Genomic DNA, 22372 nt, shown 5'->3' with positions numbered 1-22372 from the left:
AGAAATACGAATATTTAAATAATAAATTAATGATTACAGGTAGTGAATTAATTACGCTGGTTAGAGATGTTGAGTTTTTTAGTGTGATGCAAGCATTAAAAAAAGATTTCTTAAAGGTAGATCCTGCTTTTATGGATTTAAGTGATGATGATTTTATTTCCATCATTCTTATTACTCCTTCTATTGGTATTGCACTTGCAAATGGTAGTGTGAGTCATTATGAAGAAATTACGCTAAGAAGAAAAGCTAGAAAATTATCACGTAGAAGTTTCTTCCAAAAAAATGACCCTTTAGCCCCTGCCCTTAAATACTTGGCTTATAATTTTAATGAGTGGGAAAACCGTTTTTATGAGTTAATCAAATTAACAATGCATTCTTCATTGAAAGCAAATAATGTTATTTTGAAAACACTTAAAAACCCTGATTCATTAACAGGGGATTTAAAAAGAGATATTCTTAATGCTCCATTTATCTTCGTTAAATTTATTTCTTTCTTATTTATGGAAGAAGATGATGATTTGTTAAATGAAAGAGCAATTACTGAAGTCGAATTACAAAAAATTAGAGAAATTGGTGTAGCATTGGAAATTGACAATGTACCAATTTTTAATGCTTTCTGTGATTCTTTCACTATCCGTTCAGGTACTGTGATTGATTAAGAAATGCATAAAAAATAGTTTACAGCCTTATATCTCAAGTGGATATAAGGCTTTTTTATTAATCTATATTCTAATTTTTTTTATACTTTACTATATGTATTTAGACTTCAATCAAGTATTTTTGCAGTATGAGTACAAAAGCCATCGATATATTAAATGATTATAAACTGCGAAGAACTGCAGGAAGAATAAGTATCTTAAACATCTTCATGAATACAAATATTGCATTGAGTGAAAATGTTATTGAAGAAAAGCTTATTGGGTTATGTGATCGTGCTACGATTTATAGAACGCTAAAAACATTTATTGAAAATGGTATCCTACACAGAGTGATTGATGAAAACTCTCTTGTAAAATATGCAATGTGTAATAGTGAACATTGTTCTAGTACTCACCATAGTCATGATCACGTGCATTTCAAATGTCAACAATGTGGCAATACTGAATGTATGGATGAATTGATGATCTCTCCTGTTACTTTACCTGAAGGCTACACTTCTAAAGAAACAAACTATCTTATTCTAGGTACTTGTAAAAATTGTAATCAGTAATTTTTTTTTGAGTTCGTGCAACCCTCCGTATCTTACCTTGTCTTTTAAGATAAATAAGAGAAAATGGTATGACAGCAATAATCGAAAGATGTAAAGAGGGTGATAGAAAAGCTCAATTTGAGCTCTATCAACAGTATTCAAAAGCAATGTATAATATCTGCGTACGCATCATCAATAATCTTGAGGAAGCAGAAGATATTTTACAAGAAGCATTTTTAAGTGCATTTAGAAATCTCCATCAATTTAATGGAACATCCTCTTTTGGGGCTTGGCTAAAAAAAATAGTCGTGAATCATTCTATTAATCATGTCAAAAAAAGAAGACTTGAATTAGTAGAAATGGAAGAAGGACGCATGCCTGACCTTGTAGAGGAAGAAGATGCTGACATTGACCTTATTCTTAATATTGATAGAATTCGAGAAGCAATCCAACTATTACCTGACGGCTACCGTATCGTCTTTTCTCTTTATTTATTGGAGGGCTATGATCACAGAGAAATCAGTCAGATTTTAAATATCAGTGAGTCCGCTTCAAAGTCACAATACAGCAGAGCAAAGAAAAAATTAAAAGATATCCTCAAAGTATCACTTTAAAATTCTCTAAAGATGGAAAAATTAGAAAGATTCATCCTTGAGAACAGAGCGAAGTTAGATGTACTTTCGCCTTCAAAAGGATGCGACCAAAGATTTAAAGAAATTCTTAATGACAATATCGAAAAAGAAGTTGTCCGTGTACGTTCAGAATTGAATGACACTTACACACCTTCTAACAAAATATGGTCACGAATTGAATCAGAATTAAACAATAATTTATCAAGTGTACACAAAGAAGAAAAAGCTTTAGAAAATACTTCTTTTGATAAATTTGATACCCCTTCTGGTTTATGGGATAAAATAGAAGCTGAACTAGATCAAGATGACAATAAAAAAGTCACAGAACAAAAGCCAACCAAAGAAATAAGATTCACAGTCAACAAAATGTGGGCTTCTATTGCGGCAATGCTTGTTATCGGTATCGGTATTGGCTGGTTTGGAAAAGGGAATTTCAACACAAATCAAAATACAAATTCTACTAGTGTCAAAAATGAATGGAGTCAAGCGGAAGGTTATTATATGACAATGATCTCCAATAAAAGAACGCAGATTAATGCTCTCCATTTTGAAGATGTAAAGCTGTTAGACGATTTCAATGATCAATTAAAACAATTACAAAGAGAGTATGTCAAATTAAAAAAAGAAGAAGAAAAGAGTGCTGAACCGGAGTTAGTTCGAAGACAAATGGTAATTAATTTAGAATTACAAATTGAACTACTCAACAAACAAATGGAAATTATCATTAACGCAAGAAAACCACAAATGGATTATGAAGAAGTTAAACATTATTCTATTTAATATATTTATCGTCATTTTAGGAACAAATTTCGCGATTGCTGGAACGCAAAATCCTAACTTACAAGAAAAAGTAATCAATAAAAATTACGATAAAATTGACGAAACAACTTTATTAAGTATTGAAAATAAATTTGGTGATATCAATATTGAGACATCGAAAGAACAAAAGACAATAGAGGTAGAAATTATTATTCAAGCTTGGCACAAAAATGTCAAAGATGCGAAAGAATTACTAGAACAAATACAGGTCTCAGACCAATCAAGTGGTTATGATGTTACGCTTATTACATATGTTCCTTCCTTAAAAAACAACAACAGTAAGAAAGGATATAAGATTATGTATAACATTAAGGCTCCTGAAAAAATCAATGCTGACTTAGAAAATAAGTATGGGTCAATTAATACTTCAGCAATTGGTGGTGATACCAATATTGTCTTAGCCTATGGTGCATTGAAAACAGGTGATCTTAATGGCAGTTCAAATGAAATCAAAATAAGCTACGGTAGTGGTGAAATTGACTTTATTGAAAATGGAGAGATAAGAACGCGTTATTTAAGTAAGTTGAATATTGGGCAAGTAAATAACTTAGAGATCGATGATAAATACGGGAATGTATACATTGGAACTGCTGGTTTTATCCAAGGTGAATCTGCCTACTCAAACTTAGAAATAAATACTTTAAGAACTGCATTAGATTATGAATCAGATTATGGTAGCATAAAAGTTGGTGAAGTAGGTAAAGATTTTGAGCAAATAAATGCCGATTCCGCTTATGGCTCTATAAAAATTGGATTTAGTGACAAAACAGATTTCAAATTTGAGGCACAAGTTCGATATGGTAGCTTTAAAAATAATATAGAAGGTATCGAGATCATGAAATCTATTGAACACAATACTTCTGCCGAATATACTGGCTACAGATTAGATAAAGATTCTTCAAAAAAGATCTATGTAAAATCAGCTTACGGTAGTATTAAATTCAATTAATCAAACTACTAAATTCTCAAGATTTCATTCAATATTATTTATTTAAGATTTTTTTTTAGTTTAAAGACCTCCTTTTTTAGAAATTGGGGGTCTTTGTGTTAGTATATTATTATTTTTACGCTAAATTTCGCGTCGGTTATAAAATCATTGATTTGTGGTCAAAAATTAATTCTCCTTATATCAGTGAATTAGCAAATTTCAAAAGATAAAGCAACTAATTCTTTTTTATTTAAGGGTCCACAAATCTAGCTTTGCAGTTATGTTAAGAAAGAATATCATATTAGCTTGTGCAATTGCAGGAACATTATCCTTCTCTTGTTCTAAGTTTTCCAAAATATCAAAAAGTAGAGACATCAATGAGAAATATGATGCTGCTCTAAACTACTACGACAATCAAGATTTTTACAAAGCTTCTGTTTTATTTGAAGACATTATGGGAGCCTTTGTAGGTGCTGCTGAATATGAAAAAATTCAGTTTTACTATGCTTATAGTCAATATGAGCAAAAACAATATTTAATTGCTGCCCACCATTTCAAAAGCTTCTTTGAAACATACAACAGAAGCCCATTTGCAGAGGAAGCATTATTTATGAATGGCTATTCTTTATACAAAGACACGCCGGATTACAATCTAGATCAATCGGGTACTGAAACAGCTATCGATGAGTTACAAAACTTCATCAACCGTTATCCTACAAGTCAATATGCTCAACAGTGTAATGATTTAATTGATGAACTTCGTGCTAGATTGGAATTAAAAGCTTTTGAAATTTCAAAGCAATATTCTCACCTTCGTTATTATAAAGCTGCAGCTGTCGCTTATGAAAACTTCATGAAGGATTATCCAGATTCAGACTTCAAACCTGAAGTAATGTATAAGAAAATGGAAGCTGAATATGAATTGGCTAAAATGTCTGTTTTTAGTAAGCAAGAGGAAAGATATCTAGCTTCTATGAAAACTTATAAGAAATTTGGTGAAAGATATTCTGATACAAGTTCTTATTCTGATGCAGAGAAGCTAGTAGTGAATGTTGAGAAAGATCTAAAGAAACATCAGTTGAAAAAAGAAGCTTGGGAGAAAGAAAAAGCCAAAATCGAAGCAGAAGCTGCTGCTGGTAAAATCTCACAAGAAGAAGCTCAGAAATTAGAAGAACAAGGACCTAAAGAGTCTAAGAAAGAAAGAAGACGTAGATCTCGTAATCTTGAGCAAACGCAAGAGCAAGAGAGAGAAGATAAATAAGTTCCTTTGAACTACTAGAAGCCCATTAGGTATTTTTCCTAATGGGCTTTTTTCATATCTGAGTATTAATTGGACTTATTAAATAATCAACTTAGAATATCAGCATTTCTCCTCCCTATTCTTTAAATTATAGAATGAATTATACACTACAAAAACTACTATTCTACCCATCAACATGAAAAAAATATTACTATTTATTCTATCATTCTTTACTTACTCCTTTTTATATGCACAAAATCCTTGTGGATACGATCATCATCAAAAAGAATACATCAAAGAACATCCTCATGCTTTGGATGAATCAAGTTCTTTTCAGGATTTAAATACTACTACAGTCTATAAAATACCAGTAGTTTTTATGGTGGCTCATACTGGTCAAAATGAAGGTGAAGGCTTAAATTTATCTAGAACAAATTTACTTAGAGGAATCCATGCTTTAAATGATTGGTTTAAAACTTCTGGCACATTGACGGATAGTGCAGCTTCAGCAGGAACCACCAATATCGAATTCGTTTTAGCAACCGTAGATAAGGATGGAAATGCTTTTGATGGAGTATTAAGGTCAGATTGTTCTGCTGTCACTAATTATAACAATGGTGTTAATTTTAATAGTGGCTCTGGTAGTGGTACAACTGCAAGTGCTATTGTTCAAAAATTTGATACTGATCATGGTACCTATAATGCAAGTGATTATTATAGAGTATATATCGTTAATCATATAAATGGTGCATATGCTTTTGCATCAACTGGCTATGCTTTTATGCCAACATATAGTTTACATGGAGCTACATTCGCACATGAAACAGGGCATTACCTTTCTCTTCCTCATACTTTCCAAGGAGGAGGAACAAACAGTTCACCTGCGTGTCCAAGTAATGCAGATTGTACGGTAGATGGTGATGGTGTTTGTGATACTCCTCCACAAAGCTACCCAACAACGACAACTATTGGCACTCAAGATTGTACAAATAGTACATTCTCTACTGCTTTAAAATTTAACTTCATGAATTACTTTCAATCTCCTATCCTATTCACACAGGGACAGGTAGATAAAATGAGAGGTCATATTCAAAATAACACAGATAAACAAAATCTCATTCTAAATCAAAAATCTATAGCGATTGGTACTCCAACAGCTGATTTCCATTTCAATAATTCTTGTTCTTCACAATCCATTTCCTTTTTAGAATTATCAGAAAATGGCCCTACATCTTGGTCATGGGATTTTGGAGACAATACATCTTCTACTTTAAAGAACCCATCTCACACTTTTGCCAATGAAGGCACCTATTCTGTAACATTAACTGTTCAAAATTCATTTGGGACAGCTACTAAAACGAAGGTAGTTGAAGTAAAAAATAATTCGCAAAGCTACCCTAATCCTAGTACGAATGGTTGGTTAGGGTATGATTTGATTGAAGCAATAAATTTTGGAAACCACATCATTACAGAAGGTGGTCAAACCAATGGATACCATGACACAACGTGCGAAACCTTCATATTGAATGCTGGATCCACATATAATGGGACTTTTGCTTTTAGTAGTCCGTCTGATGCCAATTCTACTTATGCTATCTATGCCGATTTAAACCATGATGGAAAATTTGATGGGTTAAATGAAAAATTAGGGAGTGGTATTAAAAGTAGTTCAGGAGCCTATAAAGATGATTTTTCATATACAATCCCACAAACTGCCCTTTCTAATACAAAAGTAAGAGTCAGAATTTTAATGGGTGACGCTTCTAATGATGTTCGTACAACAAGCCCTACAGAAGGAACAGCTACACTGACATTGGATATGTCTGCAATTATTTATGGAGGTACAACTTCTTCTGATTTTGCAGGACACCCTACTAACATTTCTGACACTGGCTTTAACGTAGGTTGGTCCGCTCCAAGTGGTACAACTTTAACACCTTCCAATTATTACCTTGATGTTGCTTATGATGAAGATTTCTCTGCAAAAGTTAGTGGATTCGATAAACTTGAAGTGACGAATGGAAATAATCTACATACTTTAGCTAATTTAAAAACGGGTGCTACTTATTATTTTAGATTGATTGCAAAATATGCATCAGATAATAATTATGAAGTTTATTCTTCTTCTAAAAAAGTAAAAACAGTACAACAATATGATAGCAATCAAGTACAACATATTTCCATAGCCACCTCTTCTACTGAAGCGCTAATCCGATGGACAGAAGGCAGTAATAGCAATACCATCCTTCAAATCTCTGATACACCTTATGAATTTACTTTACCATCTGATGGATCAACATATACCAATAATTCTTCTGCAGGAACAGGAAAAACATGGTGGTTAACCAACGAAGATTCTATTGTAATAAATGGACTTAGCCCTGAACAAACCTATTTTGTAAGAGCATTTGATTATACCGGAACAGATTACAATACGAATGTAGGTACTGAAAGCATTAAAGCTTTTTCTACTTCATGTGACATGTCACAGATTGATTATGCCGGCGGACAAGGACATCCGTACAATTTTAGTTTATCAACATTAAGTTTTGGTTCAAATGGAAGTATTACGACGCCTGTCATTAATAAATTTGGTGACGGAGCAGCATTCCTTAAAGTTGACACAACTTATAATGGTTCCTATAGTATTACAGCAAACTTTATTACAAAAGGATATATTGATTTTGATCAAGATGGTAACTTTGATGATAATGAAGAAGTTTTTGATACATCAAGTCAACAAGGCAATACTTCTCAAACATTTTCTATAAATATATCGGATCAAGTTCCTGCTGGTATATACACTTTAAGGATAAGTACAAGATACAACGTTCCCAATTTAACAGGCTGTGGTGGAACTGGATACGGTGGAGCCACAGACATTCAAGTAATCATATCAAACAGCAATTGTATACCTAATAGTTTAATGCCAGACCTGGCATCTCTTCCAACAGTAAATGATACTTGTCAAGTTACTGCTATCACAGCTCCTACCGCCACTACAAATTGTGGACAAAGTATTTCTGGAACAACGACTACCACTTTCCCTATTACTTCAGCAACAACTATTACTTGGAATTTCACTGATGGAAATGGTCATTATTTTACCCAAACTCAAGATGTAACTATTTTAGATTTAGACAGCGCCGTTAGTGTCTCAACAAATACCTTAACAGCTAATTTGTTTGGAAGTAATATTACCTATCAATGGTATGATTGCTCAGATAATTCCATGATTAGTGGTGCTACGATGAGAGATTTCACACCTACCGCTGATGGAGACTATAAAGTCAAGATCAGTAATGGGACTTGTGAGATTTATAGTAATTGTCATTCTTTTACAATGCCATGTTCTACTACTTCAATTACTCCATTGGTAAGTAATCTAGATACATTAACTTATTTCTGTCAAGTTGATCAACTCACTGCACCAAAAGCAGTAACCAATTGTGGGGATACCCTTCAAGCAATGCTCTCCAACACCATTCCTTTGACAAGTAGTACGAATGTAACATGGAATTTCTCTTCTGAAAATATAACGTTTACACAAACTCAACAAATTAATCTCTTTGATACAGTTACTATTACTCAAGCCTCTGGTACTCTTGAAGCTTCTATTACGGGAAGTAATTTAAGTTTCCAGTGGTATTCATGTAATGACGAAGGAGATCAATCTATTTCAGAGGCAACAAATAGAAATTTTACACCAACTGCATCAGGAAGTTATAAAGTTGTAATTATTGCAAATTCATCTTGTACATTGACTTCGGCATGTTTTGATTTTACAATCACCTCATTAGAAGAGGATTTATGGACAGATAAGGTTTACATTTATCCTAATCCTTCACAACAAATTATATCAATTGGAGGATTAGAAAAAAGAGGAATTTCATTTAAGATTTTTAGTCAAAATGGACAACAAATTCAAGGAAATACAGAAGGTAATCAACCTATTGATGTAACATCATTACAAAGCGGTCTCTATATTATTCAGCTTAAAGATGAAAAGAATGTAAAGTCACTAAAATTCATTAAAAAATAGCAAAATAGAACGATTTCAATTCTGCCTCATTCCATACCTATTGGTTTGAGGCATTTTTTATAATACATAGTTTGATTTTTAAGGAGAAATAGGACATATTTAGTATTTAGTAGGCTAATTTCATTCTTTAATACTACGCCAACGAAACGAAATTGGATTATTTTTTAATCAGTTATGCTTAAGAACACAACACTTCTAACAATTACAGTAATTCTTTCTACTCTTTTTAGTGCATGCTCAAATATGCCTTTCGGAAAGAAATCATCTTTAGATAAACAAGAAAAAATTATAAGTATTGATGGACAAAATATTTCGAAAGAAAATTTTATCTATTTATATGAAAAAAACTATGTTAACGACTCAGCTTATTACTCTAAAGAAAGCATTGACAATTACTTAGAGCTTTTCATCAATTTCAAGCTAAAAGTAGCTGAAGCTGTAGATATTGGATATGACACATTAGATGATTTTAAATCAGAATATAAAATGTATTTAAGCCAATTAGAAGAGCCTTATCTTACCGAATCTGTTTTCAATGACAGTCTTGTAAAACAAGCATATGATCGTCAGAAAATGGAAGTAAATGCTGCTCATATTTTAATTAAAGTAGCTGAAGATGCAACTCCTGAAGATACATTAAAAGCATATAATAGAATTTTAGAACTCAGAGAGGAGGCTTATCATGGTAAAAATTTCACTGATTTAGCGGCTAGATATTCTGAAGACCCTTCTGCAAGACAGAATCATGGTAACTTAGGTTATTTTACTTCTTTACAGATGGTTTATCCATTTGAAGAAGCTGCATATTATACTCCTATCGATAGTATTTCCGATCCAATCAAAACAAGATTCGGATATCATATTCTTAAAGTCATTGATAAAAGAGAAAGATATGGTACTGTACAAGTACAACATATCATGATCAATACTACTGCAGCTCAACCCAATGAAGTGCAAGAAGCGGCTAAAAACAAAGCTTTCTCTATTTACGACAGCTTAAAAAATGGTGGTGATTGGAATGAACTATGTGTTAGTTTCTCTGATGACAAACGATCAAGTAGTAAAATGGGGTTAATTCCTCCAGTAAACCAATTACGTTTACCAAAAGAGTTTATGAATGGCGTAAATCACCTCGATAAAGTGGGTGATATTTCTAAGCCTGTTAAAACTGATTTTGGATGGCACATCATACGTCTTTATAAAAAAGAGCCTGTAGGTTCGTATGAAAGCATGTACCCTACACTTGTCAAGAAAGTAAAACGTGACAGCAGATCACAAACAAGTCGAAAGGATTTTATCAAAAAACTTAAAGTTGACAATAAATACGAAGTAAATACTGAAAATAAAGCGCTTGCTTTTTCATTAGTTGACAGTGCTTATTTAAACAATTCTTGGAAAAGAAATGAGGAAACTTCTGTTAAAGTATTGAAAAAAGAAGTATTCACATTAAACTCAAGAAATGTAACTGTAAATGATTTCTTAGTTTTTGTTGAGGAACGTCAAAAGAAGACAAAAGGAAAAGAATTAGATGTCGTTTTAGAGGATCATTTTAATAGTTTCTCAGAAATCATACTCTTAGAAGAAGAGAAGAAAAACCTTCCAAATAAGTATCCTGAGTACAAACATTTAGCTCAAGAATACAAGGATGGCTTATTATTATTTAGAGTAATGGAAGATTGTGTTTGGAATAAAGCAACGAAGGATGCTCAAGGCTTAGAAAATTATTACGAAGCAAATAAAAACAATTATGTTTGGGAAAAGCGTGCTGAAGTAAAAATTTACAATACCGGTAGCAAAGCATTAATGGACGAAACAATTGAAATGCTTGATTCGAATTATTATCAAGTCTACCCTTCAGAAGTTTCAGCTATTAATTTCAAGAAAAACAGCTCGTATTTATATAAAAGCAGAATTAAAGATATCAAAACGAGTGCTCAGAGTCTAATTAACGACCCAAGCTTGTTTATTAAATTAAATGTGGAATATCTTAAAAACGAAGCTGCTACTCTAAGAGAAAAAAGATATCAAAATATTAAGAAGCAATACATTGCAAATGGTGTTGCTGAAGAACGCATAAAACCTGCTTTTGAAGAAGGTGAAAGTGGTGTGGTTGATATTAAGTATTATACTACAAACACCAATGATTTTATCAAAGTCAAAAACACTGAAAATAATCTTTCGGTATCTTTCAAAGATGGATTATTTAATCAAGAAGAATTACCTTTCGCTTCCAATGTAAAAATGGAAGTGGGTAGATATACTTTTGAAAACAACAACCGTTTTATCGTTGAAGAAGTAACAAAGGTATTGCCTCCTACTGTAAAAACGCTTAACGAGTGTAAGGGAAGTGTTATTGCAGATTATCAAGAGTATCTTGAAAAAGAATGGATTCAACATTTACATAAGAAACACGAAGTTGTAATTGATTCTATCCAATTAAACTCACTATACAAGGTTGATAAAAGCATTTAATTTAATTTTAGGATAGGTTATGTTAACTAAAAGTGAACAGATTGCAAGTATATCTTTACGCTTTATAACTTTTCTTTGAAGATTAGTAATTGAATTTTAACTTTGAATAGTTATTCAGAAATAAACTTAACATCACTTTCAAAAAATAAAATGGCAGCAGATCTAGAACGTAAAATTCTTGTAGTAGACGACGAGCCGGATATTGTAGAAATATTAAGTTATAACTTACAAAAAGAAGGTTATAATGTAAAAACGGCAAATGATGGTAAACAGGCTGTCGAGACTGCAAAAGAATTTCATCCGGAACTTATCATCTTAGACATTATGATGCCAGTAATGGATGGTGTAGAAGCATGTCGACAAATAAAAGAAAATCCAGAATTATCAGACGCTCATGTTATCTTTTTAACGGCTAGAGCAGAAGAATATTCTGAAGTTGCCGCTTTTGATGTTGGAGCAGATGACTATATCGTAAAGCCCGTTAAACCGAGAGCTTTAATGAAACGTATAGAATCTATATTTAAAAGAAAAAGCAAGTCATCTTCAAAAAAGAAAGATGTTATCAATATAGATAAATTCTCAATCGACAAATCAAGTTATACTTTATACATAGATGGAGAAGCTAAAACGCTTCCTAAGAAAGAGTTTGAATTACTTTATTTCTTAGCTGAAAGTCCTAATAAAGTATTTAACCGTGATGATTTATTAAGAAATATCTGGGGTACTGATGTCTATGTTTTAGCAAGAACGGTAGACGTTCACATTCGTCGAGTTCGTGAGAAAATCGGTGAAGGATATATCAAAACTGTAAAAGGTGTTGGATATAAATTCGAAATATAACATTAGTTTTTCCTAAATTTGAAACCTCATCTCCTACTCTTTTTGGTGATGAGGTTTTCTTGTCAAAAATCAAATTATGTTTTTCAACGCTAGATCTGTTTCCTTACTTTTAGCCCTATGTATTAGTGGAATCACAGCGGCTTTTTTATCTATCACAAATGGTGTAGATGCTACAGGGATTGTAGTGGGATTAATCATGTCCTTCTCTTCTTCTTTTCTACTTACATATTTCGTGTTAGAATTTATTTTCTTCAAAGAAGTAGGTAACATCCATAATCAAATCCAAGGATTAAGGGACAAACAAATTAATTCATCAGAAAGGATTAATTTTATTCAAAAAGAAAAAAACCCTATCTCTGGAATTAAATCTCAGATAAAAAACTATGCTGAGATGAAAGAAGAAGAAATTGCCCAATTAAAACAAATGGAGCAATATAGAAAGGAGTTTTTAGCGAATATTTCTCATGAATTAAAAACACCTATTTTTGCTACACAAGGTTTTATCCTAACATTATTAGATGGTGCTGTTGATGATAAAAAAGTAAGAGATCGTTTCTTAAAAAAAGCGGCAAAGTCACTAAATTCATTAAATATACTTGTGGAAGACCTTTTGACTGTTTCAAAAATAGAAGCAGGAGAAATTTCTATGGAATTTGAGGAATTTGACCTTCAAGTAATGATGGTCGATGTACTAGAACAAGTAGAAAATAAAGCAGAAAAGAAAAATATTCTTGTTACTTTAGAGGCACCAAATGATGATCCAATCTATGTTGAAGCAGATTATAACCGATTAAAACAGGTTGTAATCAACTTAGTTGTTAATGGTATTAAGTATAATAACAAAAATGGCTGGGTTAAAGTAATTTTGCAGGTCAATGAAGATACGGTGACAGTACATATCAAAGACAATGGTATTGGGATTCCAAAAGAAGATCATAACCGTTTATTTGAACGATTCTATAGAGTAGAAAAAAGTCGTACTAAAAAACAAGGAGGTTCTGGACTTGGTTTAGCCATTTGTAAACACATTCTTGAACGCCATAACACTGTGATCACATTAGAAAGTGAAGAAGAGAAAGGATCAACTTTCTCATTTGATTTAAAGTTATCCAAAGAAGCTGAGCATGAAGATTCCGAATTTTAAGAAATGGATCATATTCGAAAATGACAATTATATATTAGTCAACAAACCACCTTATATTTCCTCTTTAGAAGATAGGGATAAAACTCTTCCTACAGTCTATCAAGAGGCAAAAAAATATGGTGGAGACACACAATTATGTCACCGTTTAGATAAAGAAACTTCAGGTGTTATGGCCATTGCCAAAAATCCAGAAGCTTATAGAAATTTAGCGATTCAGTTCGAAAAACGTGAAGTTGAAAAAATTTATCATGCTGTAGTGGATGGAACTGAAAACTTTGATGGTGTTTTAATCGATAGAAATATTCTTGTTTCAGGGCGTGGAAATGTTCGTATCGATATTGAAGGAAAACCTTCTCAAACTATCGTCAAAACAGAAGAAACGTATAAATTCCACTCTTTGGTAGCTTGTAAACCTTTGACGGGTAGAATGCACCAAATTAGAATTCACTTGGCTTACATTGGTGCTCCTATCATTTCTGATGAAGTTTATGGAGGAAAAGCTCCCTTCCTATCTGAGATCAAAGGAAGAAAATTTAACTTAAAAAACAATACAGAAGAACAGCCTCTAATGTCTCGTGTTGCATTGCACGCCCGTTCATTAAAATTCAAAGATGTTGACGGTAGTGAAATTGCAATCGAAGCAGAATATCCGAAAGATATGAGAGCTGTAATTACTCAACTAAGAAAATATAAATAACAAATGGCTTCGAAATATTTCCAAGACCACATGGAAGGCAATGTTTGCTTCGGTTGTGGCAAAAAAAATGATGACGGTTTACACATCAAAAGTTATTGGGAAGGTGAAGAGGCACATTGTATCTGGAATGCCGAAGAAAAATACCACGGATGGGCAAATCTATTAAGTGGAGGCATTCTATCTACAATCATTGATTGTCATTGCATGGGTACAGCAATGGCGTATGCATACAAATCTGAGGGAAGAGAATTGAATTCAAAACCTTGGTACCGTTATGCTACAGGTACTTTAAATGTCAAATTTTTAAAACCAACACCTATTGCTCAACCTATTAAATTGGTCGCAAAAGTATTGGAACAAAAAGGAAAGAAAATTGTCATGCACTGTGAATCATGGTCAGGTGATACGCTAACAGCTGAAGCTAAAGTAGTTGCAATTCGTGTTTTCAATAGTGATGATGCACAAAAAGGAAATCCTTTTATCGATTAATAAATAATACATATGATGCATATCACCCACCCTGATATTGATAAATATATTGAGGAAGTTTCTACAGATGAAAATCCAATTTTAAAAGAGCTTGACAGAGCAACTCATCTAGAAGAAAATATGCCTCATATGGTGTCAGGACATCCTCAAGGGCTTTTCCTTACGATGCTTGCAAAAAGTATGAATGCCAAAAATATTTTAGAAATTGGCACTTTTACAGGCTATGCTGCAATTGCTCTTGCACAAGGAATGCAGCCCGATGGCAAATTGCATACTATAGAAGTGGATGATGAAAAAGAAAACATTATTCGTCGTTATATACAGAAAGCTGACCTAGACAATATCATCGAACTTCATATTGGTAAAGCATTAGAAATTATTCCAACGCTTAACACTCAGTTTGATATCGTTTTTATTGATGCTGATAAGATGAATAACGATGCTTATTATGAACTTTGTCTTCCCCTTTTAAGAGAAGGCGGTTTATTATTGATTGACAATGTCTTATGGAGAGGTAAAGTTTCCTCAACTACTGCAAACGACAAAATGACCACTGCTATTAAGGCCTTCAATGAGAAGGTAACTTCAGATAATCGTGTACAAAGTCTAATTTTACCATTAAGAGATGGGATTTTAATGGCTCAAAAATTGTAGATTTGTAAGATTATACTTATTTTTTACTTAGGGTAATACAAATTAATCTATTACTCTGTCTATTTAAAGGTGAATTTAATACCTCATTATGAAAAAAATATATACAGTAGGAATCCTTTTGAGCGTGGGTACCGCATTGAGCTCGTTTAATGGAATTACCACTGAACATAATACTAACAGTAGCCCACAAAAAACGATTTATCAAACTCCGTTACAAGAAGATAATCCTTATCCAATCATCACGAATGTGCATTCAAAAGTGGTAAATGGTGAAGAAATCACACTAGTAGATGCTAATGGTATTTCTGCTTTTATCGCAGGTAAAAACCAAAATCTACTGCTGATTGCTACTTCTTTAAATATTGATGTAAAAAAAATCTATAAATATAATGATATGGATGCCTATGATGATCTCATGGAAGGGCATGTATATTATCTAAAATCAAAGAAAGGTAAGGCTACAACAGCAATGCATACCACAATTGACGAGAAGAACCTTTGGGAAGTTTCTCAGAAGTATGGTATCAAATTGAAAAAGTTAGCTAAGAAAAATAGAATGAAAACAGATGAGCCTTTAGCTAGAGGCCGTGTTTTATTCTTACAGAAAACTAGGCCTAAATCAGTGGCTCCTACTGTCATTGATCTTCCACCTGAAGAAGAAGAAGTGGTAGAAGAAATTCCAGTTTTACAAGAACAAGAAGATGCAAAAACAGTTGTAGAAATTGACGCTGAAAAAACAGTTGAAACGCTTGATCCTAATGCCAAAACACACGTTGTACAAGACGGAGAAAGTGTATTCACTATTTCGAGAATGTATAATGTAACTATGCTTGACTTAAAAACATGGAATAGCATTGGTAGTGATTTATCATTAACTGAAGGTCAAGTATTAATTGTTGGCATGGATGAAAAAGCAAAAGAGGAAGTTGTTATAACTGATGATGTCGCTACTGAAGCACAAGCAACAGAAACAGCGCCTATTGAAGAAGCTTCATTTGCTATTATCCCTCCTGCGGCAGAAACAACTGAAGGGCAATCTTATCAACCTATCACTGTAGGTGAATATAATGTTCCTGCTTCTGAGAAACCTGCACAAGAAACTACAATTGAATCTGAAGACACTGTTCCAGACTCTCCTGAAACATACGTTGTTCAAACTGGTGAATTTTACTACGGAATTGCAAGAAAATTTGATGTTTCACCACAAGATCTACAACGTTGGAATGATAATAAAGCATTGAATCCTGGTGATAAAATCTTTGTTTCTAATCCTTCCGGCTCTTCAAAACTTACGGGGGTATATTCTGTAAGAGGAAATAGTAATATTGATGCTGAAGGAAAATATACAGGTGAAATTATTACACATACTGCTTCAAGAGGTGAAACTGTAACTTCAATTGCAGCAACCTATGGAGTAACAGAAAATGATATTTACGCTCAAAATAAAGGAAGGTTAAACCCAGGAGAACAACCTAAAAATGGTATGTTTATCCAAATTCCTATAGATAATGCAAAAGGTGCTCAAGACCCGTATAATCAAGTAGCAACTGCATCAAACGAGAATAATTATGATGTAGCTGCTGTTGAAACTCCAGCTGAAGAAACAGTTGTATCTACTACAGTGATTACAAGTTCTTCTGAAGAAGAAATGCTTGGTTTAGCAGAAACACATAAAGTACAGAAAGGGGAAACTTTATTTGCAATCTCAAGAAAATACAGCATCTATCATAAAGATTTGATAAAATGGAATAACTTACCTGAAAGTGGTGCCATCAATGAAGGTCAAGTAATTCGATTAACAGAGCCGGAAACAAGTTCTGATTGGCAGGTAGATGAATCAACAGGTACATCTGAACAATTGACTCAATATCATGTTGTAGAAAAAGGCGATACTCTATTTTCTGTTTCTAGAAAATATGGTGTGACTGTGAGCTCTATTAAAGAATTAAACGGTATGACTACAAATGAAATTAAAGTGGGACAACGAATTCAAGTAAAATAAGTTGATATTCACAATTTTTGAAAGGGAAGTACAGTGGTGTACTTCCCTTTTTTATTAATCAATATTTCTTAATTCATAAATTTTTAGAAAATAAAATAAGGAAAAAACTAAGTATTTTGTACCTTTGCCGGACTATTGATATTGAAAAATTTTAGTAATATAATTATATAATTATGCCAGGAACGGAATATTTTGGTGCTGAGGAGAGAAAAGAAGTGATGGACGTTTTAGAGTCAGGCATGCTTTTCAGATACAATCACGATGATCAACGTAACGATCATTGGAAGGCACGTGAATTTGAACAGTTATTTGAACAATACACTGGTGCTAATCACGCGCATGCTGTTTCTAGTGGTTCTGCTGCTGTAGCTTGTATGATGGCTGCTGCTGGTATTGGTCACGGAGATGAAGTAATCTGTACTCCTTTCACTTTTATTGCTCCTATCGAAGCAGTATTATTTGCTGGTGGTATTCCTGTTTTTGCTGAAGTTGACGAAACACTAAACTTAAGTGCTGAATCAATCGAAGCTGCAATTACACCAAGAACAAAAGCTGTATTATTAATCCACATGTGTGGTGCTGCAGCGGATATGGATGGAATTCAAGCAGTTTGTAAAAAACACAACATCAAACTTTTAGAAGATGCTGGACAAGCTTTAGGTGCTTTCTATAAAGGAAAACACGTAGGTTTATTCGGAGAAGCGGGTGCTGTTTCTTTTGACTTCTTCAAAATCACTACTGCAGGTGAAGGTGGTGTTTGTTTCACAAACGACAAAGATAAATATGAAGTTATGGCTCAGTTCTCTGACCATGGCCACTCTCACGTTGGTGACAACAGAGGTATGGAACCACACCCAATCTTAGGTTTTAACTATAGATTAGGTGAATTAAATGCTGCTGTTGCCGTTGCTCAAATGCGCAAGCTTGAAATGATCAGAGCAAACAACAAAAAGAACAAAGCAATCCTTAAAGAAAGATTAAAGAATGAAGTACCTTTCATTACTTTCCGTTGTCTTCCTGACGAAGAAGGTGATTCGGCTACATTCTTAAACTTCTTCATGGAAACTCCTGAATTAGCTGAAAAAGCTTCTAAAGAAGTTCAAGGTGTTGCTTACTGGTACACTAACATGTATCACTTCATCAATCAGTGGGATCATTTAAAGGCATTAAAATCTCCATATAAATTGGCGATTCATGACTATGAACACCGTCAAGACTGGAATAACATTGAGCTACCAAAATCACAAAACATTATTGGTAGATTACTTTCTATCGGTATCCGTGCTACATGGACTGAGGAAGAAATCAACGCTTTTGCTGATCAATTAATTTCTCAATTAAAAAAGGTAGTTGAAACTAGTCATGCATAAGAATTTCAAAAATATAGATAAAATCGTATATGGTAAAGGTGCATTCAATCAAATTGATGAAATCCTTGCTCCTAAACGTGTTGAAAACGATAAATTCATGGTATTTATCGTTGATAAATATTTCGAAGGTAAGGAACTAGCTGATCGTATTCCTGCTCACGAAGAAGATATGGTTTTCTTTGAGGACATTGATCAATATGAACCTACTACGGATCAAGTTGATAACCTTCGTGATAAAATTTTAGCTGAAAAAGGTGTTCCTGCCGGTATCATTGGTATTGGTGGTGGTTCTATCATGGATATCGCGAAAGCTTTATCTTTAATGGTAACTAACGAAGGATCATCTCAGTTATACCAAGGTCTTAACTTAGTGAAAAAAGCAGGTATCTACCATATGGGTGTACCTACTGTTGCTGGTACTGGGGCTGAATGTTCTATGACTGCAGTACTAACAGGTCCAGTTAAAAAGCTAGGTCTTAAGTGTGATTGGACTGTTTTCAACCAAGCAGTTCTTGATCCAGAATTATTAAGCACTGTAGAAAGAAATCAATGGTTCTATACAGGTATGGATTGCTATATTCACTGTATCGAAGCTGAAAGTGGTTTATACTTCAATGCTTATTCTAAAGCTTATGGAGATCAAGCATTAGCCCTTTGTCGTGAAGTTTACTTAGGTGAAAATGCTGGTCAAAACCTTGAAAATGATGAGAAATTAATGATCGCATCATTATTCGGTGGACTAAGCTTAACTTATTCTGAAGTTGGTGCATGTCATGCGCTTTCTTATGGTTTATCTAAAATCTTAGGAACAAGACATGGTTATGCTAACTGCCTTGCTTTCTATCATTTAGAAGAATTCTATGGCGATGCTGTAAATGAATTCAAATCTATGATTGAAAAGCATAATATCGATCTTCCTCAAGGTCTTTCTAAAGAATGGTCTGAAGAGACAATCGATGCAATGGCAGAAGTAGCTTACAACTTACCTCATATGTGGAATCACGCTATTGGTCTTGATTGGAAAGACAAATGGACAAAAGAGGATATCAAAAAGTTATACAGAAGATTATAATTTAATCTTTCTATTAATATTGAAGCCTGGGAGAAATCTCAGGCTTTTTTATTTTCCTGTATTTCATATTAAATTTTATCCTATTATCTTTCAAACATTATTTTTTGGGCTTAATTTTTTAATCAATGAATTTGCAAAAAAACTGTACAAACTGCGGAAATCAATTCGAACAAGAAGGTGAATTTTGTGCATCATGTGGACAAAGCAGAGCAAATTACAACACTAACTTCATCACACTTCTAAAAGATTATATTAATGAAGCATTCGGTATTGATTCAAAAATTAAGCACACTTATAAATACTTCTTCTATAAACCTGAGTTTCTAACAGAAGAATTTTTAAGAGGAAGACGTCAACATTATGTGCATCCTATTCGTCTCTATCTAATTTGTTCTCTATTTTTTCTCTTCATCTTTAATAACTTCATCATTGACAAGCATTCTTTTAAAATAGATATTGATAAATTTTTGAATGTAAAAGATAAACTTGAAAAAGAAGAGTTAAGTGATATCAAGATTAATATTGGTATTGATAATAATATATACTATGATAGCGTAAATATAGATAGTACTTCAACAAAATCGAAAAACCCATATTATGACAATCATTATTACGATAAAAAAGACAATGACAAATACGATAGAATTGTCACATTTATTCGAAATAATAAAAATATAACAGATCTATCTATTGAAGATTCATTGGGAATAAAAACGTGGTATGGAAAGAAGTTAATCAAACAAGCAAAATATTTCTATGATGAAAAGGGAGTAACTTTCTTTCAAGCAGCAGTTGAAAATATTCCTATTGCCATAATGCTACTAGTCCCAATTTTTGCTTTTTATTTAAAACTCCTATACATAAGAAGTAAAGAAAACCTATATATTCAACATCTCATTTTTTCCGTACACCTTCATTCTTTTACGTTATTTATTTTTGGATTAATTTTAATTTTCGGTCTATTTAAATGGGATGGATTGAATTACATCAACTCTATTCTACTGTGTTATTGGTTTGTAATAATTCTATTAATGTTGAAAAAATTTTATAAACAAAAATGGAGCAAAACTATTATAAAATTCTTCCTTTCTGGAGTTTTACATAGTATTGTTATCAGCATGGTAATAGTCTTTGAATTATTAATCAGTTTGTTATTATTCTAACACAGTATACTAATTCCGTTAGGTTTGATAAAGTCAAAATTGATTACTCCAATAGCTGTATTTCATTAGGAATATAAAATAAAAAACCCACTGAGAGACGCTTTTCTCAGTGGGAATATATAAGAACCAGATAATATAAGGAACTATTATGACACTGGTTCTTCCTCGAAAATCGATTCTAAAATTGACATGGCGGCTTCCCTTCCATCCAATGCTGCTGTTACTACAAGGTCAGCACCACGAACAGAATCTCCACCTGCAAATACACCTTTTAGAGAAGTCTCACCATTTGCAGCAGTTTCAATCGCACCCCATTGGTTTGTTTTCACTCCTGCTTCAGTAATCCAACCTAATTTTTCATTACTAAAACCTAATGCAAGAATAAATACATCAGCTTCAATAATTTCTTCTGAACCTGCAATTTCAGACACCGCTTGACGTCCTGATGCATCTGGTGCAGAAAGTTCCATATCTACGAATTTTGCTCCGTAAACATTTCCTTTATCATCAGCTACAAAGTTTTTTGGTGATTTTAAGAATTTAAATTCTACACCTTCATCCTTAGCAGCTCTAACTTCTTTTCGCGAACCTGGCATATTTTCCTCATCACGACGGTAAAGACAAGTCACTTTTGATGCTTTTTCACGGATTGACGATCTTACACAGTCCATTGCTGTATCACCACCACCAATCACTACTACACGCTTTCCTTTTACATCATATTTCTTATCGAATGTTTGCTCATCAATTTTTTTCTGAATATTAGTAAGGAAAGGTACAGCCATATAAATATTATCAGAGTTATAAGCCTCATCATCTAATTGACGACCTGCCATTGCTCCAATTCCTAAGAATACAGCATCATATTCTTTATTTAATTGTTCAAGAGTTACATCATTTCCGATGTCAACGCCTAATCTAAGATCCATCCCTGCCTCTTTCAACAATTCAACTCTACGTTCAACTGCTTCTTTTTCTAATTTGAAACCTGGGATACCATATGTTAAAAGACCACCTGCTCTATCTGCTTTATCAAAAACTACGGGCTTCACTCCTGCTCTTAACAAGAATGTTGCACAAGAAAGACCTGCAGGACCTGATCCTACAATAGCTACTTTCTTACCTGTCATTTTTTCAGCAAACTCAGGTTTAAATCCTTTCTTAAAACCTTTTTCTGAGATAGCAACTTCTATAGATCCAATTGTGATTGCTCCAATTGTTTCTTCATCATTACCATCATTCAATGTACAAGCACCTTCACATAAACGATCTTGTGGACAAATACGTCCTAAGATTTCTGGGAAAGGTGAGCTTTCATTTGAAATTTTAAAAGCTTGCTCTAAATCTTTTTCAGCAATAAAGCGAAGCCATTGAGGAATATAATTGCTAAGAGGGCAACCTACTGATGAACAATATGGGTTACCACATTGTACACATCTACTTGCTTGGGAAGCAGTTTCTGATGTAGAGTACACCTCACTGATTTCATTAAAGTTTCCTACTCTTTCGTCTGCAGGGCGAAGTGTAGGTGTAATTCTTTCTATTTTAGTGAATTCGTACATTATCTTAATCTTTTTTAAAAGGTATAAAATGTGGTGGTCATTTAGACCACCTTAACC

18 protein-coding genes are annotated in these 22372 nt (G+C 33.2%); 17 read left to right on the top strand and 1 reads right to left on the bottom strand.

The features are described from left to right. The first annotated feature begins 29 nt into the window (after positions 1-29). From ACXAHM_RS18340 to ACXAHM_RS18260, 17 genes are all read left to right on the top strand, one after another. On the top strand, positions 30-659 hold the full coding sequence (locus tag ACXAHM_RS18340; RefSeq protein WP_474962861.1) for a hypothetical protein: 630 nt from the start codon (positions 30-32) through the stop codon (positions 657-659). A gap of 128 nt (positions 660-787) precedes the next feature. Then, on the top strand, positions 788-1210 hold the full coding sequence (locus ACXAHM_RS18335) for a Fur family transcriptional regulator (RefSeq protein ID WP_474962858.1): 423 nt from the start codon (positions 788-790) through the stop codon (positions 1208-1210). A 68-nt stretch (positions 1211-1278) separates the two neighbouring features. After that, positions 1279-1803 carry an RNA polymerase sigma factor gene (locus tag ACXAHM_RS18330; RefSeq protein WP_474962855.1) on the top strand — a complete coding sequence of 175 codons (525 nt, stop codon included), beginning with the start codon at positions 1279-1281 and terminating at the stop codon, positions 1801-1803. Positions 1804-1815: 12 nt separating this feature from the next. Continuing rightward, on the top strand, positions 1816-2601 hold the full coding sequence (locus ACXAHM_RS18325) for a hypothetical protein (RefSeq protein ID WP_474962852.1): 786 nt from the start codon (positions 1816-1818) through the stop codon (positions 2599-2601). Next, positions 2573-3589 (top strand): DUF4097 family beta strand repeat-containing protein, encoded by a 1017-nt coding sequence (locus ACXAHM_RS18320; protein WP_474962848.1) that lies wholly within the window; start codon positions 2573-2575, stop codon positions 3587-3589. The genes ACXAHM_RS18325 and ACXAHM_RS18320 overlap by 29 nt, the downstream gene beginning before the upstream one ends. Before the next feature lie 259 nt (positions 3590-3848). Continuing rightward, on the top strand, positions 3849-4829 hold the full coding sequence (locus ACXAHM_RS18315) for an outer membrane protein assembly factor BamD (protein WP_474962846.1): 981 nt from the start codon (positions 3849-3851) through the stop codon (positions 4827-4829). A 175-nt stretch (positions 4830-5004) separates the two neighbouring features. Then, positions 5005-8850 (top strand): PKD domain-containing protein, encoded by a 3846-nt coding sequence (locus tag ACXAHM_RS18310; protein ID WP_474962844.1) that lies wholly within the window; start codon positions 5005-5007, stop codon positions 8848-8850. Between the two features lie 174 nt (positions 8851-9024). Then, on the top strand, positions 9025-11322 hold the full coding sequence (locus ACXAHM_RS18305; RefSeq protein ID WP_474962841.1) for a peptidylprolyl isomerase: 2298 nt from the start codon (positions 9025-9027) through the stop codon (positions 11320-11322). A 150-nt stretch (positions 11323-11472) separates the two neighbouring features. Next, positions 11473-12162 carry a response regulator transcription factor gene (locus tag ACXAHM_RS18300; protein WP_474962838.1) on the top strand — a complete coding sequence of 230 codons (690 nt, stop codon included), beginning with the start codon at positions 11473-11475 and terminating at the stop codon, positions 12160-12162. Between the two features lie 76 nt (positions 12163-12238). Then, a complete protein-coding gene (locus ACXAHM_RS18295; protein ID WP_474962834.1) occupies positions 12239-13306 on the top strand; it encodes a sensor histidine kinase in 1068 nt (355 codons plus the stop codon). Further along, positions 13287-14003: an RluA family pseudouridine synthase gene (locus tag ACXAHM_RS18290; RefSeq protein WP_474962832.1), complete on the top strand. Its 717-nt coding sequence runs from the start codon at positions 13287-13289 to the stop codon at positions 14001-14003. The genes ACXAHM_RS18295 and ACXAHM_RS18290 overlap by 20 nt, the downstream gene beginning before the upstream one ends. A 3-nt stretch (positions 14004-14006) precedes the next feature. After that, the gene (locus tag ACXAHM_RS18285) at positions 14007-14492 is read left to right on the top strand and encodes a PaaI family thioesterase (RefSeq protein WP_474962830.1); all 486 of its coding nucleotides are present in this window, start codon (positions 14007-14009) and stop codon (positions 14490-14492) included. A gap of 12 nt (positions 14493-14504) precedes the next feature. Beyond that, positions 14505-15146, top strand: coding sequence for an O-methyltransferase (locus ACXAHM_RS18280; protein WP_474962828.1), 642 nt, complete (start codon positions 14505-14507; stop codon positions 15144-15146). A gap of 88 nt (positions 15147-15234) precedes the next feature. Then, positions 15235-17148: a LysM peptidoglycan-binding domain-containing protein gene (locus ACXAHM_RS18275; protein ID WP_474962826.1), complete on the top strand. Its 1914-nt coding sequence runs from the start codon at positions 15235-15237 to the stop codon at positions 17146-17148. 173 nt (positions 17149-17321) lie between these two features. Next, positions 17322-18518, top strand: a complete 1197-nt coding sequence (locus ACXAHM_RS18270; protein ID WP_474962824.1) for a DegT/DnrJ/EryC1/StrS family aminotransferase — start codon at positions 17322-17324, stop codon at positions 18516-18518. Beyond that, positions 18511-19590, top strand: a complete 1080-nt coding sequence (locus tag ACXAHM_RS18265) for an iron-containing alcohol dehydrogenase family protein (RefSeq protein WP_474962822.1) — start codon at positions 18511-18513, stop codon at positions 19588-19590. The genes ACXAHM_RS18270 and ACXAHM_RS18265 overlap by 8 nt, the downstream gene beginning before the upstream one ends. Positions 19591-19715: 125 nt before the next feature. Further along, positions 19716-20753 carry a DUF3667 domain-containing protein gene (locus tag ACXAHM_RS18260; RefSeq protein ID WP_474962820.1) on the top strand — a complete coding sequence of 346 codons (1038 nt, stop codon included), beginning with the start codon at positions 19716-19718 and terminating at the stop codon, positions 20751-20753. A 146-nt stretch (positions 20754-20899) separates the two neighbouring features. Here the strand turns inward: ACXAHM_RS18260 and ACXAHM_RS18255 are convergent, their stop codons facing one another. After that, positions 20900-22315, bottom strand: a complete 1416-nt coding sequence (locus tag ACXAHM_RS18255; protein ID WP_474962818.1) for a glutamate synthase subunit beta — start codon at positions 22313-22315, stop codon at positions 20900-20902. Positions 22316-22372 lie beyond the last annotated feature (57 nt).

The organism is Flammeovirga sp. AWQ4_249, from assembly GCF_056161045.1.
Note: the sequence above shows the minus strand (reverse complement) of the source record. Positions and strands in the feature narration are given on the sequence as shown.